The following is a 17,714-nucleotide window of genomic DNA, read 5'->3' on the forward strand; positions in this document are numbered from 1 at the left end:
CGCTACCAGCGGGGGTGGATGGCCTCACGGAAGTAGTGGTCGTAGATCCAGCGGACGCCCTCGTCGAATTCCTCACCGAGTGCAACTGAACCCGCTGCGGCATTGGCCTTGGCCTGATCCACAGTGCGGGCGCCGGGGATCACGGTGGTAACGCCGTCCTGGGCGGCGATCCAGGCGATGGCGGCCTGTGCCGTGGAAGTCCCCTCGGGAACAAGCTGCTCGAACTCAGCCACAGCCTTAAGCCCCAGCTCGTAGTCCACGCCGGAGAACGTCTCGCCGACGTCGAACGATTCCCCGGTGCGGTTGAAGTTGCGGTGGTCGTTCTCAGCGAAGGACGTGTCCTTCGAGTATTTGCCGGACAACAGGCCCGAAGCCAGCGGAACCCGGGCGATGATCCCCACGCCTGCGGCCTTGGCGGCGGGGAGCACCTCGTCCAGCGGCTTGAGCCGGAAGGCGTTCAGGATGATCTGGACGGACGCCGTGCCCTCGTGGCGGATCGCTTCCAGGGCTTCGTCGGTACGCTCGACGCTGACGCCGTAGCTGCGGATGGCACCTTCGGAGACCAGGGTGTCCAGGGCGTCGTAGACCTCGTTGCTGCTGTACACAGCGGTGGGCGGGCAGTGCAGCTGGACCAGGTCCAGCGAGTCGGTGCCCAGGTTGTGCCGGGACCGGTCAACCCACTGCCGGAAGTTGGCCAGCGTGTAGTTCTCCGGCTGCTGCTCCAGCCGGCGGCCCATCTTGGTGGCCACGGTGATGTCCAGCCCGGGGTTGTCCTTCAGGAACGTGCCGATGGCCTGCTCGCTGAGGCCGTCGCCGTAGACGTCAGCCGTGTCAAAGAATGTGACGCCGGCTTCCACGGAGGCTGCGAGGATGGCCTGGGCCTGGGACTGGTCCACGTTGCCCCAGTCGGCACCCAGCTGCCAGGTGCCCAGGCCCACGATGGAGACATTCCGTCCTGTCTTGCCTAATTTGCGCTGTTCCATCCCTCGACTATATGGGTTGCGGACTTGACTCGCGGGTAACCTTGGCCGCGTCCCGAAGGCCAAGGTAGATCCTGTCCCGTGCGATGGGCAGCTCGGCAAACCGTACTCCGGTGGCGTTGCGGATGGCATTTGCCAGCGCCGGGGCCACCGGGTTGAAGGGGCTTTCGCTCATGGACTTGGCACCAAGCGGGCCCATTTTGTCGTTGGTATCGGCGAAGTACACCTCGCTTCGCGGCACGTCCGCGAAGGTGGGAATGTGGTACTGCCGCAGGATATCCGTGGTGACCCGGCCGTCGTCGTCCACCACCACTTCCTCATACAGTGCGGCACCCAGGGCCTGGGCAATTCCGCCCTCGATCTGGCCGCGGCATTGCCGCGGATTGACCACCACGCCGGCGTCGGCGGCCTGGATGCTTTGCAGGATCCGCAGCTCCCCTGTCCCCCGGTTTACCGCAACCCGGAACCCGTGCACGTTGAACGCCACGGACCGCGGCGTCCCGCCCCAGCGCCCTTCGGCGGCGAGTTCGACGCCGGCTTCCGCAGCCATGCGTGCCAGTTCAGCGAGCGGGACGGGCGTGCCCTCGCAGATGACGGAATCGCCGTCCAGGACGCAGCCGGAGGACTGGACCTGTTTGATTCCGGCGGCGAACGCCCGGATCCGGACGGCCAGCTCCTCGGCTGCCGCCAGGGTTGCCTTCCCGGCCACTACAGTGCCCGTGGAGCCAAACGCGCCGGTGTCGTGCTCGATCAGGTCGGTGTCGGATTGCCGCACCTGGACCCGCGAGGCCGCCGTGGACAATGCGGTGGCCGCAAGCTGGGCATGCACGGTGGAGGTCCCGTTGCCGAACTCAGCGGTGCCGACGTCGGCCTGGTACGTGCCGTCCGGGAGGAGCCGGAGCCTGGAGTGGGCGAAATGGCCCCGCGGCGGCACGGTGTCAATCATGGACAGTGCCGTGCCTTCCCCTGTAACCCAGTCCGGGCCGAGGTCATCGAGTCCCGCTGCGCGGTACCGCTCGGCACCGCGCTCCAGCGCATCCCTGACCAGCTGCGTGCACTGGTCCAGGCCGTAACTGCCGTAAAGGACGTCCTCCTCAGGATCCGGGTGGGTGGACAGCATGTGGTCGCCCTCCCGCACCATGTTCCGGCGGCGGAACTCCAGGGGATCCATTCCGATCCCGATGGCGAGTTCGTCCATGGACGATTCGATGGCGAAGATCATCTGGCTCAGGCCATAGCCCCGGAACGCCCCCGAGGGAACGGTGTTGGTGTAGACTGCCTGGGCGTCCACCTTCTTGTTGACGCAGTTGTAGACGGCCAGGGATTCCCCGCAGCCGTGGAACATCACCCCCGGACCATGGTTGCCGTATGCACCGGTGTTGGTCAGAACGTCCAGCTGCAGCGCGGTCAGCCTGCCTTCCCTGCTGGCACCGGCCTTGAGCTGGACGGTGAAAGGGTGCCGCGTGGTGGTGGCGGTGAACTGTTCGCTGCGCGTGAGCTCAAGTTGGACGGGCCGGCCAAGCTTTAGGGCGGCCAGCGCCACGATGTCTTCGGTCAGCACTTCCTGCTTGCCGCCGAAACCGCCACCCACCCGTCCTGCCACCACACGGACCTGCTCCTCGGGAAGGCCGAAGACCCGGCAAAGGGTGCGCCGGACCAGGAACGGGACCTGGCTGGAGCTGCGCACCTGCAGCCGCCCCTCCTTGTCTACGGAGGCGATGGCGGCGTGGGTCTCCAGCGCAACGTGCTGGACGCGCTGCGTGCGGTAGGTCTGTTCGTGGATAAAGTCCGCCGCCGCGAAACCCTGCTCCACACTGCCCAGTTCGGAGTGCAGCTCGGCAACCACATTCTGCTCCGGCCTGGCGATCCGCGCGGTGGCGGCGTCCTTCTCCCCGTGGAGCGCGGGGGCGCCGGGACGGATGGCATCCTGTGGCGTGAAGACGGCCGGAAGTTCCCGGTACTCCACCTTCACGGCCCGGACGCCTGCTTCGGCTGCGGCCACGGATTCGGCCACGACGGCGGCAACGCGCTGCCCGATGAACCTCACCACATCATCCAGCACCCGGGTGTCGTCCGGATCATCGGTATACAACTCATGCTGGGCAGTGGAAAACAGCTGGGCGGGAGCGTCCTGGTGCGTGAAAACAGCCACCACACCGGGCACTTTCAGCGCAGCTTCGGTATTGATCGAGAGGATCTTGGCGTGGGCGTGCGGCGAGCGCACGAGTTTCAGGTGCAGCAGCCCTTGCAGCTGATCGCCATCCGGCTGGCCCCCTTGCATTTGGTCCCCTTGGAACCGGTCAGGCGGAACGTCCAGTGTGTAACGGGCCGTGCCGGTGACGATGGCGCGGCCGGCGGGAGCCGGGACGTCGTCACCCAGTTGCCCGGGGTGAGGCGCGGGCTGGCCTTCGCCGCCGATGCCGGAGCCCTGCCCTGCCGGATCAGGATGCCCGGCGTGGCCGCAAATGGCGTCCTCGATGGCCCGGTAGCCGGTGCAGCGGCACAGGTTTCCCTTGAGATTGCGGGGCAGGTTGTCCCTCTGGTCCTCGGTGAAGGTGGCGGCCGTCATCACCATCCCGGCCGTGCAGAAGCCGCACTGGAAACCCTGGCGCTCCAGGAACTGCTGCTGCATGGGGTGAAGGCTGCTGCCCCCTGCCCCCGTGCTCGCGGCCAGGCCCTCGATGGTGGTCACGGCATGTCCCTCGGCCCGGACGGCCGGGTAGATGCAGCTGTGGACCGGAGTGCCGTCCACATGCACTGTGCACGCTCCGCAGTCTCCGCCGTCGCAGCCCTTCTTAACGCCAAGGTTGCCCTGCTCCCGGAGGAAGGTCCGCAGGCACTGCCCGGGGCGCGGTTCAGCCGCCGCCGGTGTGCCGTTAATTTCGATAGCCATTCCTCAGGCCCCTTCCTGTGGTGCAGCTGTTTGATCGGCAGCTGTTGGCTGTGGCGGCCAGAAATCCCCCGAGACAGTGGCGGGCGCCGTGTCGGCCGGGGCTGCCAGCTCGGCCCGGATTTCTTCGGCCAGCCGGTGGGTCATGTCCCGCCGCCAGGCAGGCAGGCCATGGATGTCGTCGTGATACAGGCCTTCAGGGATGGCGTCGTCCAGGGCGGCGGCCAGCCCGGCAGCATCCGGCAGCTGGCCGAAGCGCAGCTGCACAGGCCGCTTGGTGGCCGCCGTGACGGTCAGGACAAAGGAGGTGCCGCCGTCGAGCCTTCCGATCAGCAGCACTCCCGACCGGCCCAGGTTACTCAGGGACAGCCGGCGGAACGCCACCCGCGCGGAAAGGGCCGACGCCGGGAGGTGGACGCTGCGCAGCAGTTCGCCGGGTGCCAGGCCATTTTGCCCGTCCCCGGTCACGAAGCCGGCCACCGGAACCGTGCGGCTGGCGCCGCCCGGGCCAAGGATGGTGGCCACCCCGTCCAGGCCGGCGCACAGCGAGATCACGGGCCCGGCCGGCAGCGAGGTGCAGAGGTTGCCGCCCACTGTGGACATGTTCCAGACCTTGAAGGACGCCACAAAGGAATCGCAGCATGGCCTGATGAGGTCAAGGGCGGGCCAGTCTGTTCGGCGGAATGCCAGGGTGTCCTGCAGCCCGTAGAGATCCGCCACGGTGCAGGTGGCAGCCAGCTCGAGGCCGGGGCCGGATTCCCCGTCCACCGTCACCGCAGGCCACCCGGCCGCGCCCAGATCGAGCAGGCGCCTTGGCGGCTGCGGGCCGAAGGCATAGCTGCCATAGGAGAAGAGGACCGTGCCGCCTGCCAGCCAGGCATCGCCGTCGCGCCAGTCGGCCGGGTCCGCGGTGCGGACCACCGCCTCGATGGTGTTCATGTCCATGCTGTCTCCTGCTGTACAACGGGGTTCGGGGCAGGCCGGGTGGCGGCCTGCTGATGGATGGGCGCCTGATGGATGGGCGCCTGATGGATGGGGCCCGTGGTCTCCCTGAGGGGCTGGTGGCTGGCGGCCGGGTTGCGCGCGGCGATGATTTCCGAAGCAACGGATACGGCCACCTCCGCCGGCGTCACCGCCCCAAGGTCCAAGCCAAGGGGTGAATGCAGTTGCGCTATTCGCTCAGGGGGCACGCCGGCAGCCAGGAGGGCGTCCACCCGCTGGAGGTGGCTGCGCCGGGATCCCAAGGCGCCGACGAAGGCAACGTCCAGGGCCAAAGCAGCCTCCAGGAGCGGGATGTCGAATTTGGGATCATGGGTCAGGACGCAGATCACCGTCCGGGGGTCCAGATGTCCTGCCGCCGCTTCCGCTGCAAGGTACCTGTGCGGCCAGTCTGTGACAACGTCATCAGCGGCCCGGAACCTGGCCTGCAATGCGAAGGCGGCCCGGGCATCCACCAGTGTGACGCGGTAGCCGAGCAGTTTGGCGGCCGGCAGCAGCGCGGCGCTGAAATCGTTGGCGCCAAAAACCAGCAGCCGGGGCGGCGGCAGCCGGCTCTCCACCAGCAACGTGACAGGTTCTGGCGCTGGGGAGTGCCCCTGTGAAATGCCGGAGGGAGACGCTGTGCAGCCGTTAAGTGGTGCCAGCCTGACCAGCCCTGTCCGGCCGCCGCGAAGCAGCGGTTCCAGCTGCGCGGCTGCCGAAAGCAGGGCATCGTCCAGGGCATCGCCCGGGGTACTGGTGCTGCCGCGGCCGGTGGCGGAGTCCGGGACCGTGTCCGGGGCCGCCCCCAGAAGCCGGGCGATTCCGGCAGACTGGGCCACTTGGAAGGTCGCCGGATCACGAACCACCACCAGCCCGCGGCCATTGGCGTCCACCCGCCGGATCACCGCCACCGGCCCGTCCGCCGGAATCCGGCGCAGATGCTGGAGCGTCTCCGCGCCGGCATCTGGCCGGGTTCCCCCGCCGGGCCAGGGCTCAATGTGCACCTCCAGCTCACCACCGCAGGTGAGCCCGACGGCGAAGGCATCGGCCGCGCTGTAGCCAAACCTCTCAAGGCGGGTGCCGCCGTCGTTCATTGCTTCGAATGCCATCGCCACCACCGCCCCTTCCACGCAGCCGCCGGAGAGGCTGCCCAGTACGGCACCCGACTCCGAGATGAGCATGGACGTCCCTACCGGCCGGGGAACGGAACCGCTGACATGGACGATGGTGGCTACGGCGCAGCGGTTACCGGTCAGGCCTGCTGTCCAGCCGTTGAGAGAAGGAATCAGGTCGAGCATGGCGGCACTCCTTCCGCAGTGGTGTCCATATTCTCGTTCTTATCGGGGGTTGGGCCAAGCATCGCCTGTCCCCTACCGATGCCGGCACGTCGGCAGGGGCGCGAAAATCAGGCGCCCAGCAGCACGTTGATGGGTCCGCGGGCGAAGTACACCAGGAAGCCGGCGCTGACCACCCACATCAGCGGATGGATTTTCTTCGCCTTGCCGGACGCCGCGCCGATGATGGCCCAGGAGACAAAGCCCACGCCGATGCCGTTGGCGATCGAGTAGCTCAGCGGCATGGTGACAATGGTGAGGAACGCCGGCAGGGCCACCGAGAACTTGCTGAATTTGATCTCGCGGATCTGCGCCATCATCATGGCGCCCACCACCACCAGGGCAGCTGCCGCCACCTCCAGCGGAACAACACTGGTGAGCGGCGTCAGGAACATGGAGCCCAGGAACAGCACACCGGTGACAACCGAGGCCAGGCCGGTACGTGCGCCTTCGCCGATTCCAGCCGCGGAGTCGATGTAGACGGTGTTGGAGGAGCCTGAGGTGGCGCCTCCTGCCACAGCCCCGAGGCCTTCGACGATGAAGGCCGGCTTGAGGCGGGGGAACGTGCCGTCTTTGTGGGCCACGCCGGCGCTCTTGGCCAGTCCGGTCATGGTGCCCATGGCGTCAAAGAAGTTGGTGAAGACCAGTGTGAAGACCAGCATGGTGGCGGCCAGGCCGCCGATCCTGCCGAAGGCTCCGAACATGTCGAACTGGCCAACGAGTCCCAGGTCCGGTGCGGAGACAAGCTGCCCGGAGAGGACTGGGGTATTGAGGTGCCAGCCGCCCGGGTTGGTGGCGCTGGCGGGGCCGATCTTCAGGGTGGCTTCCACCACGGCGGCCAGCACGGTAGTGCCCACGATGCCGATCAGCAGGCCGCCCTGGACTTTGCGGGCCACCAGGATGCCCATGGCCAGCAGGCCCACCACGAATACCAGGGTGGGGATGGAGGTGATGGAGCCGCCGTCGCCCAACTGCACGGGCGGGCCGCCGGCAGTGGCACGGATGAAGCCGGAATCCACAAAGCCGATGAAGGCGATGAACAGGCCGATCCCGACGGTAATGGCGGCCTTGAGTTCCTTGGGCACGGCACGGAAGATGGCCGTCCGCGCCCCGGTGATGCCGAACAGCACGATCAGGATGCCGTTGATCACCACCAGGCCCATAGCCTCGGCCCAGGTAACTTCCTGGATCACCGAAACGGCAAGGAACGAGTTGATCCCGAGCCCGGCGGCCAGGCCGAACGGAAGGTTGGCGACGAGCCCGAACAGGATGGTCATCACGCCGGCTGTCAGTCCGGTGACCGCGCCGACCTGGGCCGCGGAGAGCCAGCCCCCGGCGACGTCGGTGGGCGCATTGTCCGCCGTGAAGCCGCCCAGGATCAGCGGGTTGAGGATCACGATGTACGCCATGGTGAAGAAGGTCACCAGGCCGCCGCGGAATTCGCGGGCCAGGGTGGAACCGCGCTGGGTGATCTGGAAGAAGCGGTCCAGGACGTTCAACGTCGGCGGCTGGGGCCTGCGTGCGGGCTGTGGAGCCGGATGCTCCCCGTGGGATTGATCCAGGATGGTCATCTCTGCCGCCGGCCCTAGTAGTCGATCCTGGATTCGAGTGTGTTCCACGTATTGAACGGCTCCAGCGGCGCGGGCCCCCGGGGATCGTCCAGCGCGAGCTTGGCCACCGGCATCAGCGAATCCCGGTCCCTGTTCTCGAAGTACTCGTAGAAGACGGCGTCGTCGAAGCCGACGGAGGCAGCGTCGTGCCGGTCTGCGGCGAACACCACGCGCTCCACCCGGGCCCAGAGCGCCGAGGACAGGCACATGGGGCAGGGTTCGCAGCTGGTGTAGAGGATGGCGCCGCTGAGGTCGAAGGTGCCAAGTTCCCGGCAGGCGGTGCGGATGGCGGTGACCTCGGCGTGTGCTGTGGGATCGTTGTCGGCAGTGACGCGGTTGACGCCGTCGAACGACTGTCCGTCAGCCGTGACGATCGTGGCGCCGAAGGGCCCGCCGCTGTTCAGGACGTTGGCCGTTGCCAGCCGGATTGATCTGGCCAAATACTGTTCGGCCGTGACGGTGGTACTCATGATGCGACTTCCTTATTGCCGGGAAGCCTGTTGCCGCTTGCAGGACCAGTAGAACCAGGTGCGACGGTTACCAGGCTTCAGCATGTGCTGTGAAGGTTTAGTTGCGCCTGGTAGATAGCTTCCCGTCAGTCCGGGTGCCCGCCTTTGGCAAGTTCGAGATTAGCACCACGGTGTGGCCTGCGCCATAGTTTTCTGGAATTTTAATTTCGCAATGTGAAATCCATGTTTCGTGGTCTTCACTGTTCCCTGCACTGTCCAAGGACCCGCAGTCACATTCTCCGGTCGTTGACGCAGGTCAGGATCGTTCCCTAGGCTGATGCCAACCCGCCGCCGCTCCGCAGCCGCGGGTACCTGGATCAGCAGACAGGGCCTCACTGAGCTGGAAACACCGCCACCGCGCTCAGACAAGGACAGCCATGACCCACCCCCTTCCCGCCACCCCCGCTCCCCGCCTCTGGATCAGGAATCCGCAGGCCGCCTTCACCGCGAATGCCCTGGACGCCTCCGGCGGACTTGTGGTGAGCGGGGGCGTCATCGTGGAGGTGCTTGCCGCCGGGCAGCAACCTGCGGCACCCTGCCAGCAGGTCTTCGACGCCGGAAACCACGTGCTGCTGCCAGGCCTGATCAACACCCACCACCACTTCTACCAGACCCTCACCCGCGCCTGGGGTCCGGTGGCAAACGCGCCGCTGTTCCCCTGGCTGCAGAACCTGTATCCCGTCTGGGCCCGGCTGACTCCGCGGGACCTCGAACTGGCCACCACCGTTGCGCTGGCCGAACTCCTGCTTTCAGGGTGCACCACCGCGGCCGACCACCACTACCTGTTCCCGGACGGCCTGGAACACGCCATCGACGTGGAAGTGGACGTGGTGCGCCGGCTTGGCATGCGGGCCACGCTGACGCGCGGTTCCATGACACTGGGAACGGACGACGGCGGCCTGCCGCCTCAGTCCACCGTCCAGGCTCCGGAGGTGGTACTGGCGGACAGTGAACGACTGATCGGCCAGTACCACGAGCGGGGCGGCGATGCCGTCATCCAGATTGCGCTGGCACCCTGCTCCCCTTTCTCGGTGACGAAGGAGATCATGGCCGAAAGCGCGGCGCTCGCCGGGCGGCTTGATGTCCGCCTGCACACGCACCTGGCCGAAACGCTGGACGAGGAGGACTTCTGCCGGGAAATGTTCGGCCTGCGCACCGTTGACTACCTGGACAGCGTGGGCTGGCTGACCGACCGCACCTGGCTGGGCCACGGCATCCACTTCAGCGACGCCGAGATCGCCAGGCTGGGAGCCGCGCGCACCGGCGTCGCGCATTGCCCCACCTCAAACATGCGGCTGGCGTCCGGCACCGCGCGGATTTTGGAGCTGGAGGACGCGGGAGTCCCCGTGGGGCTGGGGGTGGACGGCTCGGCGTCGAACGATGCCTCCAACATGATCCTTGAAGCGCGCCAGGCGCTCTACCTGCAGCGTCTCCGGTACGGCGCGGACGTCCCGGTGGAGCGCGCGCTTGGCTGGGCGACGCGGGGCTCGGCGGAGGTGCTGGGCCGCCCGGAACTGGGCCAGCTCGCACCCGGGATGCAGGCGGACCTCGCCCTGTTCCGGCTGGATGACCTCCGCTTCTCCGGCAGCCACGATCCCATTGCCGCGCTCCTGCTGTGCGCGGCGGACCGGGCAGACCGGGTGATGGTTGGGGGCCAGTGGCGGGTGGTGGACGGGCAGATCCCTGGCCTGGATGTCGCCGGGCTCATCGCAGAGCACTCCGCGGCGGCCCGCCGGCTGGTGGCGGGCTAGGCACGTCGCCGCCGGTTCGACGGTTCCCTGCGCACACGACTCAGCGTCCCGCCGTCGTGCATGCCAGGGAAACCGTTGAAACGGGGCCTATGCGGCGGCAGCAGACGTTGCTAGCGTGGCGGCATGAACCCGTCGAAGACCCCGGCTGAGATTCTGGACATTGACGGCGCTGAGGTCCGCATCTCAAGTCCTGACAAGGTGGTGTTCCCCGAGCCCGGGCTGACCAAGCTGGACCTGGTGCGCTACTACCTGGCCGTCGCGGACGGTGCGCTGCGCGGCGCCGGCGGCCGTCCCATGGTACTCAAGCGCTTTCCGAAGGGCATCGACTCGGAACCGTTCTTTCAAAAGCGCGTCCCCGAGAACCACCCAGAGTTTATCGACACGGCAACCCTGCACTACTCGTCCGGGACGTCAGCCGAAGAGGCCGTGATCCGTGATGCCGCCGGCCTGGCGTGGGTGGTGAATCTTGGCTGCCTGGACCTGAACCCGCACCCGGTGCGCGCCGAGGACCTTGAGCACCCGGACGAGCTCCGAGTGGACCTTGATCCGATGCCGGGAGTGGACTGGTCACAGATCGTTGATGTGGCGTATGTAGCGCGGGAAGTGCTCGACGACGTCGGGCTGGTGGGGTGGCCAAAAACGAGCGGATCACGCGGCCTGCACATCCTGGTTAGGATCGCGCCGCAGTGGTCATACCGCGACGTGCGGCTCGCCGCGGAAACCCTCGCCCGCGAGGTGGAGAACCGCGCCCCGGGTCTCGCCACCGCCCGGTGGTGGAAGGAGGAACGCGGCGAGAGCGTGTTCGTGGACTTCAACCAGAACGCAAAGGACCGCACGGTGGCATCGGCCTACTCGGTCCGGGCGCTGCCTGATGCGCGGGTTTCAACGCCGATTTCGTGGGACGAGGTCCGCTCCACCCGGCCGGAACAATTCACGGTGCGCACCGTCCCGGGGCGCTTTGCCGAGGCGGGCGATCCCCACGCCGGGATCGACGACGCGGCCGGCAGCCTGGACGGGCTCCTCGCGCTGGCGGCTGAGCTTGGCCCCGCCGAGAAGGCGCCACGCAGCGGTGACGGTTCCGGCCGCCGCCAGTCCGTGATGCCGCTGATCGAAGTGGCCCGCACCAAGACCAAACCGGAGGCCCACGCGGCCCTTGACGAGTGGAAGTCCCGGCACGCCGACGTCGTACCCGCCCTGCACCCGGCCGATGTGATGATCGACGGGATGCGCGGATCGAGCTCGCTCTGGTACCGGGTGCGGGTGAACCTGCAGCACGTCCCCGAAGCGGAGCGGCCGCCGCAGGAGGAACTCATCGCGGACTATGACCCCTGGGCTGGCAAGGAGTGGCCGGGCCGCCCGGCGTCCTGACGCCGTCGACACCCAAATTACCTGGCGACGTGCGAAATCCCTGGCGACCCGCGAAAGATCTGGCGACACGCAAAAACCTTGGCGACACCCAAATTCGGGTGTCGCCAAGGTTTCTCCGAGTCCTCAGTGACGAAGCGTGTCGTCAGCTGCGTGACGAACGTTGGCCACCGAAACCTGGCAGGCCATGGATCCAGCGCGAGAAGCGGCCAGGGACGTGCTCCCGGTCTTCGGGCAGATGGAAGTCCGGATCCGTTCCGCCTCCGAGGGGGAGGTAGAACTCCTGGACTAGGGGTGCCGCCGTATTCGTCGGTGCAAGCTGCGCGTTGTCCTGCAGGTACATCTGATCCTCCTTCAAGGGTAAGTGGTCGGAAATTCCGTAAAACGGAAACTAAATCTTGCTATGTGGAAATAGCTTAAGCGACCATATCCCCGCCCGTCAACGCCCCAAGGAGCTGCCAGTCACAAATTGAATTTTCGGATTGTGATGTACACCACCAGCCTCGCTGGGTTATTCTGGGACTCAACTCGTGGCGCACGTCACGTAACCTGGGAGCAGCAGGCAGGGTCGTAATGAGCTGACATCTATTGATGTCGGCTCATTTTTTGTTGGGCCGACGGCACAAGAAACGCGTGGGAAACGCGCGCTTAATTTCTATGTGGAACTTTGGTCCCACATACCTGAAGTTGGGAATCTGACCATGAGCAGCAACATCATCCTCGGCCACAACCAGTACGGAAAGGCCGAAGTCCGGGTCGTCAAGATCACCCGGAACACGGACCGCCACGAGATTGAAGACCTGAACGTCACCTCGCAGCTGCGGGGCGACTTCGAGGCCGCCCACCGTGAAGGCGACAACGCCCACGTGGTGGCCACGGACACCCAAAAGAACACCATCTACGCCTTCGCCCGGGACGGTGTCGGCTCACCGGAGGCCTTCCTTTTGCGCCTCGGCGAGCATTTCACCTCCAGCTTCGAGTGGGTGACCGGCGGCCGATGGGAGGCGGAATCGTACAGCTGGGACCGGATCCAGGCCCACGGCAGCGAACACGACCACTCGTTTGTGCGCAACGGCCAGGAAGTCAGGACCGCAGTCCTGGTGCGCGACGGCGGCACGGCCCACCTCATCTCGGGGCTGAAGGACCTGACGGTCCTCAAGTCCACCCAGTCCGGCTTTGTGGGTTACCCCAAGGACAAATACACCACGCTCCCGGAAACCACCGACCGCATCCTGGCCACCGACGTCTCCGCCCGCTGGCGCTACAAGACGGGCACCGACTTCCGCACACTGGACTTCAACAAGAACTACGACGACGTCAAGGCCCTCCTGCTCGAAGGCTTCACCGAGAAGTACTCGCACGCCCTGCAGCAGACCCTCTTCGACATGGGCACCAAGGTCCTGGAAGCCCACAGCGAGATTGATGAGATCAGGTTCTCCATGCCCAACAAGCACCACTTCCTGGTGGACCTCTCCCCCTTCGGACTGGACAACCCCAACGAGGTCTTCTTCGCGGCCGACCGCCCGTACGGCCTGATCGAGGCCACGGTCCAGCGCGACGACGCCAGCCCGGCGGACATGGCCTGGTCCGGCATCGCGGGCTTCTGCTAAACCTCCGGCAACAACTCCACACCTTCCAAACCCACCCAGCCCTACCCCCGGAGTTTTTGTCCATTTCTGGCGACTTCAGACCCCTGAACCCGCCGTATCTGACCAAAAACTCCGGGGCCGGGCGACCATAAAGCACCCCAGCAATAGCCAGACCACGTTAGCCAGACAAAGACGTCTGCCATGAACCAGAAAGTCTGCCGTGAACCTTAAGAAAAAGTCCTCGAGCCCGGCCGCCAAAGCCGGCCGCCAGCCCTCTGCCCGCCCTGAAGACCAGCGTCTGTCCATCGGCAGCAGCTTCGCCTACGGATTCCAGCACGTCCTCACCATGTACGGCGGAATCATTGCACCGCCGCTGATCATCGGCGCAGCTGCCGGGATGTCCTCACAGGACATCGGCCTGTTGATCGCCGCCTGCCTCTTTGTGGGCGGCCTGGCGACAATCCTCCAGACCGTGGGCATCCCATTCTTCGGCTCAAAGCTTCCACTGGTCCAAGGCGTCTCCTTCGCCGGCGTCTCCACCATGGTGGCCATCGTCCACGGGGGCGGAGGCATCCAGTCGGTCTTCGGCTCGGTCATTGTGGCCTCCCTGATTGGCTTGGCCATCACGCCGCTGTTCTCGAAGATCATCCGGTTCTTCCCGCCCGTGGTCACGGGCACCGTCATCACCACCATCGGCCTGACGCTGATGCCGGTGGCGGCCAACTGGGCCATGGGCGGCAACAGCAAGGCGCCCAACTACGGGAGTGTGGCCAACATCGGCTTGGCGGCAGCCACCATGGGCATCGTGCTGCTGCTCAGCAAGGTGGGCAGCAGCACCATCTCCAGGCTGTCCATCCTGCTGGCCATGATCATCGGGACGGCCATCGCCTTCGTCACCGGCATGGCTGACTTCTCCAAGGTGGGACAGGGCGAGATCGTCGCCTTCCCCACTCCGTTCGCGTTCGGCCCGCCCACCTTCCATCTTGCGGCCATCATCTCCATGCTGATCGTGATCCTGGTGACGCTTACAGAGACCTCGGCGGACATCATTGCCGTCGGCGAGATCGTGGGCACCAAAGTTGATTCACGCCGGATCGGCGACGGCCTCCGGGCAGACATGCTCTCCAGCGCCGTCTCACCGCTCTTCGGCTCCTTCACCCAGAGCGCCTTTGCCCAGAACGTGGGACTGGTGGCCATCACCGGCATCAAGAGCCGCTTCGTGGTGACCGCCGGCGGCGTCATCCTGGTGGTCCTCGGGCTGCTGCCCGTCCTGGGCCGGGTGGTCGCAGCGGTGCCGACGCCCGTCCTGGGCGGTGCCGGCGTCGTACTTTTTGGAACGGTTGCCGCCAGCGGCATCAGGACACTGTCCAAGGTGGAGTACCGGAACAACATGAACCTGATCATCGTGGCAGCGTCCATTGGTTTCGGCATGATCCCGATCGCGGCGCCTGCCTTCTACGACCAGTTCCCGTCCTGGTTCGGCACCATCTTCCATTCAGGGATCAGCTCGGCGGCCGTCATGGCCATCCTGCTGAACCTGCTCTTCAACCACCTCAAGGCCGGCAACTCTGATAACCAGTCAGTGTTTGTGGCGGGCACCGGGCGGGTGGTCCGGGAGGAGGATCTGAAGTGCCTGGCCGACGGCGACCGTTACGAAGGCGGCAAGCTCATCGACTGCGACGGCAAGGAAGTCCCGGTGGAGTCGTCGTCGAAGTCTGACCACTAGCCCCGCCACCCAACAGCGCGAACTGGCAGCAAATACCCCCAAATGTGGAATTTGAGGGTATTAGCTGACAGTTCGCGCGGGTGATAGGGATCAAACGGCAAGCGGGACGGGATGGATCTCGTCGGCAGGATGGCCGGAGCGTTCATGGATAATCCTGACCGCGTCCGCTGAAGGGGCTTCGGACAGGCAATAGACCAGGCCTGATTCCGGATCCGCCCACGCCTGCTTGAAGTCAACATGCTCGTCATCCTGGATCGCCAGGTCCGCGTTATGGGCCGCCTGCAATTGCTCAGCGGTGATTCCAACCATGTTGTGGTGAACATCCATGAAAGTTGCCATGATAGCCTCCGGCGGCTCCGAATCCGATGGGATGCGGCCGATAGTACGCCCGCACCCCCGCACGGTCAATGGGCAGCCGGAAGCCCTTTGCAACGGTACTTAAGTGTCCGTTCGCGCCAGAGGAGAAGGGGCTTAAGTGTCCGTTCGGTCAGTTGCGGTTGAGCTCGTTCGAGATGGCCTGGGCGGCTTCGCGCAGGAGCGGCACGGCACGTTCGCCGAAGGACTGGTCCACTCGGGACACCGGACCGGAAACGGAGATGGCCGTTGGCGTGGGGGCGTTCGGCACGGCCATGGCGAAGCAGCGGACACCCAGTTCCTGCTCCTCCTCGTCGATGGAGTAGCCACGTTCACGGATCCGGCCCAGGTCAGCGAGCAGGGAATCAATGTCGCCAATGCTCTTGGCGGTGGGGGTGGGCATGCCGGTGCGGCCCACGATGCCGCGGACGGCGTCGTCGTCCAGCTGGGCCAGGATGGCTTTACCCACCCCGGTGTCATGCGTATGGGCGCGGCGTCCAACCTCGGTGAACATCCGCATGGAGTGCAAGGAGGGCACCTGGGCCACGTAGATCACCATGTCCGAATCGAGCACGGCCATGTTGGAGGTCTCCCCCAGCCGGTCCACCAAGGATTTGAGCTGCGGGCGGGCCACTGCACCAAGCTGCTTGTTTGCTCCTTCGCCCAGCCTGATGAGCCGGGGACCGAGCGCGTAGCGGCGGTTGGGGAGCTGGCGGATGTAGCCGAGCGTCACCAGGGTACGCAGCAGGCGGTGGATGGTGGGCAGCGGAAGATCCGTGGAGGAGGAGAGTTCACTCAATGTGACGTCTCCACCGGCGTCGGTGATCAGTTCCAAAAGTTCAAAAACGCGCTCTACGGACTGCACGCCTCCGGGGCTTTTTTCAGCCATGTACCAGTCTCCTGCGGCTCGGTTCCGACAACTCTTATCCGCATCGTGAAAAGAATTGGCCTAGATAACCCAACATACCTCACGGCACTCTTCGCAGTCGACGGGTCCGTGGGCTTGTAATTCCACAAGGCAGATAATAATATCCATAATACGAAAACAATCCAGCACGATCACAGCCCGCCAGGGCCAACAGGAGGACATTCAATGGCGAATCCCAGCCCCGGAAACTCGATCACCCTTCGCGTGGAGGCCCCGTCCAGCTTCTCCGCCACCAGTGAGCTCGCCGCAGCCGTCGGAGCGGCCGGCGCTGCCATCACCGCCCTGGACGTCAGCGAGTCCCATCACGAGACGCTGGTAGTGGACGTCACCTGCAACACCACCGACGACGAACACGCCGGCAGGGTCAAGGATGCCCTGAACGCGCTCGACGGCGTCACGGTCCAGCACGTCTCGGACCGCACCTTCCTGATGCACTTGGGCGGCAAGCTCGAAGTGGTCCCCAAGGTAGCCCTGCGCAACCGCGACGACCTCTCCCGTGCCTACACTCCCGGCGTCGCCCGCGTCTGCCTGGCCATCGCCGAGGACCCGTCCGCCGCCCGCAACCTCACGGTCAAGCGCAACACCATCGCCGTGCTCACTGACGGTTCCGCGGTCCTCGGCCTAGGCAACATCGGCCCCGCCGCAGCCCTGCCGGTGATGGAGGGCAAGGCTGCACTGTTCAAGCAGTTCGCCAACGTGGACGCCTGGCCGGTCTGCCTCGACACCCAGGACACCGAAGAAATCATCATGATCGCCAAGGCCATGGCCCCCGTCTACGGCGGCATCAACCTCGAGGACATCGCGGCCCCGCGCTGCTTCGAAATCGAAAACCGGCTGCGGGCGGAACTGGACATCCCGGTCTTCCATGACGACCAGCACGGCACCGCGATCGTCACCCTCGCCGCCCTGGTCAACGCCCTGCGGGTGGTGGACAAGAAGCTCGGCGACGTGAAGATCGTCGTCTCGGGCGTGGGCGCTGCAGGTTCCGCCATCATCCAGCTGCTCAAAGCCCAGGGCGCGCAGCACATTATCGCCGCCGGCCGCTCCGGCGCCATCCACGCCGGCGAAAAGTACGGGGACGAACACCGCAGCTGGATTGCCGCCAACACCAACGAGGAAGGCTTCGCCGGCACCCTGCACGAGGCCCTCGAGGGAGCGGACGTGTTCATCGGCGTCAGCGCACCGCACGTGATCGGCGAGGAGCAGGTCGCATCGATGGCAGACAAGGCCATCGTCTTCGCGATGGCCAACCCGACGCCGGAAATCGACCCTTCCATCGCGTCCAGGTACGCCGCCGTGGTGGCCACCGGCCGCAGCGACTTCCCCAACCAGATCAACAACGTCCTGGCGTTCCCCGGCTTCTTCCGCGGCCTCCTGGATGCCGGCGCATCGGATATCACGCCGGAGATGCTGGTGGCCGCCGCCGAGGCCATTGCCAACCGGGTGGCTGACGATGAGCTGAATGCCAGTTACATTATCCCCAGCGTCTTCGATCCCCACGTAGCCGCCGATGTCGCCAGTGCGGTTGCCCACGCGGCCGCAAACCCGGCAGCGGCAGTTACCCCGCCCGCAACCGCACAGCCCGAAGGTGCGGAAGCCCGAACTGCCTTCGCCTCCGCCTGATTCCGCCGGATTTACTGCCAGATAGGCAGCCAAAGCATACGCAGCCAGACTTCCAGTCACACGAAAGGACCAGA

Annotated in this window: 14 protein-coding genes; 5 read left to right on the top strand and 9 right to left on the bottom strand. The window is 65.9% G+C overall.

Translation table 11 applies throughout. The features are described from left to right. Window positions 1–2: 2 nt before the first annotated feature. From F8G81_RS19415 to F8G81_RS19440, 6 genes are all read right to left on the bottom strand, one after another. The gene (locus tag F8G81_RS19415; protein ID WP_267276267.1) at window positions 3–983 is read right to left on the bottom strand and encodes an aldo/keto reductase; all 981 of its coding nucleotides are present in this window, start codon (window positions 981–983) and stop codon (window positions 3–5) included. 7 nt (window positions 984–990) lie between these two features. After that, window positions 991–3,873, bottom strand: coding sequence for a molybdopterin-dependent oxidoreductase (locus tag F8G81_RS19420; protein ID WP_267276268.1), 2,883 nt, complete (start codon window positions 3,871–3,873; stop codon window positions 991–993). A 3-nt stretch (window positions 3,874–3,876) separates the two neighbouring features. Then, window positions 3,877–4,815, bottom strand: a complete 939-nt coding sequence (locus F8G81_RS19425; RefSeq protein ID WP_267276269.1) for an FAD binding domain-containing protein — start codon at window positions 4,813–4,815, stop codon at window positions 3,877–3,879. After that, window positions 4,806–6,149: an XdhC family protein gene (locus F8G81_RS19430; RefSeq protein ID WP_267276270.1), complete on the bottom strand. Its 1,344-nt coding sequence runs from the start codon at window positions 6,147–6,149 to the stop codon at window positions 4,806–4,808. The genes F8G81_RS19425 and F8G81_RS19430 overlap by 10 nt, the downstream gene beginning before the upstream one ends. Window positions 6,150–6,256: 107 nt before the next feature. Beyond that, window positions 6,257–7,756 carry an NCS2 family permease gene (locus F8G81_RS19435; RefSeq protein ID WP_267276271.1) on the bottom strand — a complete coding sequence of 500 codons (1,500 nt, stop codon included), beginning with the start codon at window positions 7,754–7,756 and terminating at the stop codon, window positions 6,257–6,259. Window positions 7,757–7,770: 14 nt separating this feature from the next. Continuing rightward, a complete protein-coding gene (locus F8G81_RS19440; RefSeq protein WP_267276272.1) occupies window positions 7,771–8,265 on the bottom strand; it encodes a nucleoside deaminase in 495 nt (164 codons plus the stop codon). A 416-nt stretch (window positions 8,266–8,681) separates the two neighbouring features. Between F8G81_RS19440 and F8G81_RS19445 the strand changes: the two genes are divergently transcribed. Beyond that, window positions 8,682–10,055 carry an 8-oxoguanine deaminase gene (locus F8G81_RS19445; RefSeq protein ID WP_267276273.1) on the top strand — a complete coding sequence of 458 codons (1,374 nt, stop codon included), beginning with the start codon at window positions 8,682–8,684 and terminating at the stop codon, window positions 10,053–10,055. A 123-nt stretch (window positions 10,056–10,178) separates the two neighbouring features. Next, window positions 10,179–11,423, top strand: coding sequence for a non-homologous end-joining DNA ligase (gene ligD, locus F8G81_RS19450; protein WP_267276274.1), 1,245 nt, complete (start codon window positions 10,179–10,181; stop codon window positions 11,421–11,423). Window positions 11,424–11,565: 142 nt separating this feature from the next. Here ligD and F8G81_RS19455 read toward each other — a convergent pair whose 3' ends face one another. After that, entirely contained in the window at window positions 11,566–11,763 is a 198-nt protein-coding gene (locus F8G81_RS19455; RefSeq protein ID WP_267276275.1) for a hypothetical protein, read from the bottom strand. A 358-nt stretch (window positions 11,764–12,121) separates the two neighbouring features. On the opposite strand from F8G81_RS19455, the gene pucL reads away from it, so the two are divergent. Next, window positions 12,122–13,030, top strand: a complete 909-nt coding sequence (gene pucL / locus F8G81_RS19460; protein ID WP_267276276.1) for a factor-independent urate hydroxylase — start codon at window positions 12,122–12,124, stop codon at window positions 13,028–13,030. A 199-nt stretch (window positions 13,031–13,229) separates the two neighbouring features. Then, a complete protein-coding gene (locus F8G81_RS19465) occupies window positions 13,230–14,735 on the top strand; it encodes a nucleobase:cation symporter-2 family protein (protein ID WP_267276277.1) in 1,506 nt (501 codons plus the stop codon). Window positions 14,736–14,825: 90 nt separating this feature from the next. On the opposite strand, the gene F8G81_RS19470 is transcribed toward F8G81_RS19465, so the two are convergent. Beyond that, window positions 14,826–15,074, bottom strand: a complete 249-nt coding sequence (locus F8G81_RS19470) for an SCO4226 family nickel-binding protein (protein ID WP_267276278.1) — start codon at window positions 15,072–15,074, stop codon at window positions 14,826–14,828. A 148-nt stretch (window positions 15,075–15,222) separates the two neighbouring features. Further along, complete coding sequence (locus F8G81_RS19475) at window positions 15,223–15,978, bottom strand: IclR family transcriptional regulator (protein ID WP_267276279.1); 756 nt, start codon at window positions 15,976–15,978, stop codon at window positions 15,223–15,225. A gap of 204 nt (window positions 15,979–16,182) precedes the next feature. On the opposite strand from F8G81_RS19475, the gene F8G81_RS19480 reads away from it, so the two are divergent. Next, window positions 16,183–17,640, top strand: coding sequence for an NAD-dependent malic enzyme (locus tag F8G81_RS19480; RefSeq protein WP_267276280.1), 1,458 nt, complete (start codon window positions 16,183–16,185; stop codon window positions 17,638–17,640). Window positions 17,641–17,714 lie beyond the last annotated feature (74 nt).

The organism is Arthrobacter sp. CDRTa11 (assembly GCF_026427775.1).
Classification (GTDB): Bacteria; Actinomycetota; Actinomycetes; order Actinomycetales; family Micrococcaceae; genus Arthrobacter.

Coding starts and splice junctions, on each gene's coding strand:
- F8G81_RS19470 (WP_267276278.1), bottom strand. CDS start 15,074: ATGGCAACTTTCATGGATGTTCACCACAACATGGTTGGAATCACCGCT.
- F8G81_RS19480 (WP_267276280.1), top strand. CDS start 16,183: ATGGCGAATCCCAGCCCCGGAAACTCGATCACCCTTCGCGTGGAGGCC.
- F8G81_RS19420 (WP_267276268.1), bottom strand. CDS start 3,873: ATGGCTATCGAAATTAACGGCACACCGGCGGCGGCTGAACCGCGCCCC.
- F8G81_RS19455 (WP_267276275.1), bottom strand. CDS start 11,763: ATGTACCTGCAGGACAACGCGCAGCTTGCACCGACGAATACGGCGGCA.
- pucL (WP_267276276.1), top strand. CDS start 12,122: ATGAGCAGCAACATCATCCTCGGCCACAACCAGTACGGAAAGGCCGAA.
- F8G81_RS19425 (WP_267276269.1), bottom strand. CDS start 4,815: ATGGACATGAACACCATCGAGGCGGTGGTCCGCACCGCGGACCCGGCC.
- F8G81_RS19475 (WP_267276279.1), bottom strand. CDS start 15,978: ATGGCTGAAAAAAGCCCCGGAGGCGTGCAGTCCGTAGAGCGCGTTTTT.
- F8G81_RS19415 (WP_267276267.1), bottom strand. CDS start 983: ATGGAACAGCGCAAATTAGGCAAGACAGGACGGAATGTCTCCATCGTG.
- ligD (WP_267276274.1), top strand. CDS start 10,179: ATGAACCCGTCGAAGACCCCGGCTGAGATTCTGGACATTGACGGCGCT.
- F8G81_RS19430 (WP_267276270.1), bottom strand. CDS start 6,149: ATGCTCGACCTGATTCCTTCTCTCAACGGCTGGACAGCAGGCCTGACC.
- F8G81_RS19440 (WP_267276272.1), bottom strand. CDS start 8,265: ATGAGTACCACCGTCACGGCCGAACAGTATTTGGCCAGATCAATCCGG.
- F8G81_RS19445 (WP_267276273.1), top strand. CDS start 8,682: ATGACCCACCCCCTTCCCGCCACCCCCGCTCCCCGCCTCTGGATCAGG.
- F8G81_RS19435 (WP_267276271.1), bottom strand. CDS start 7,756: ATGACCATCCTGGATCAATCCCACGGGGAGCATCCGGCTCCACAGCCC.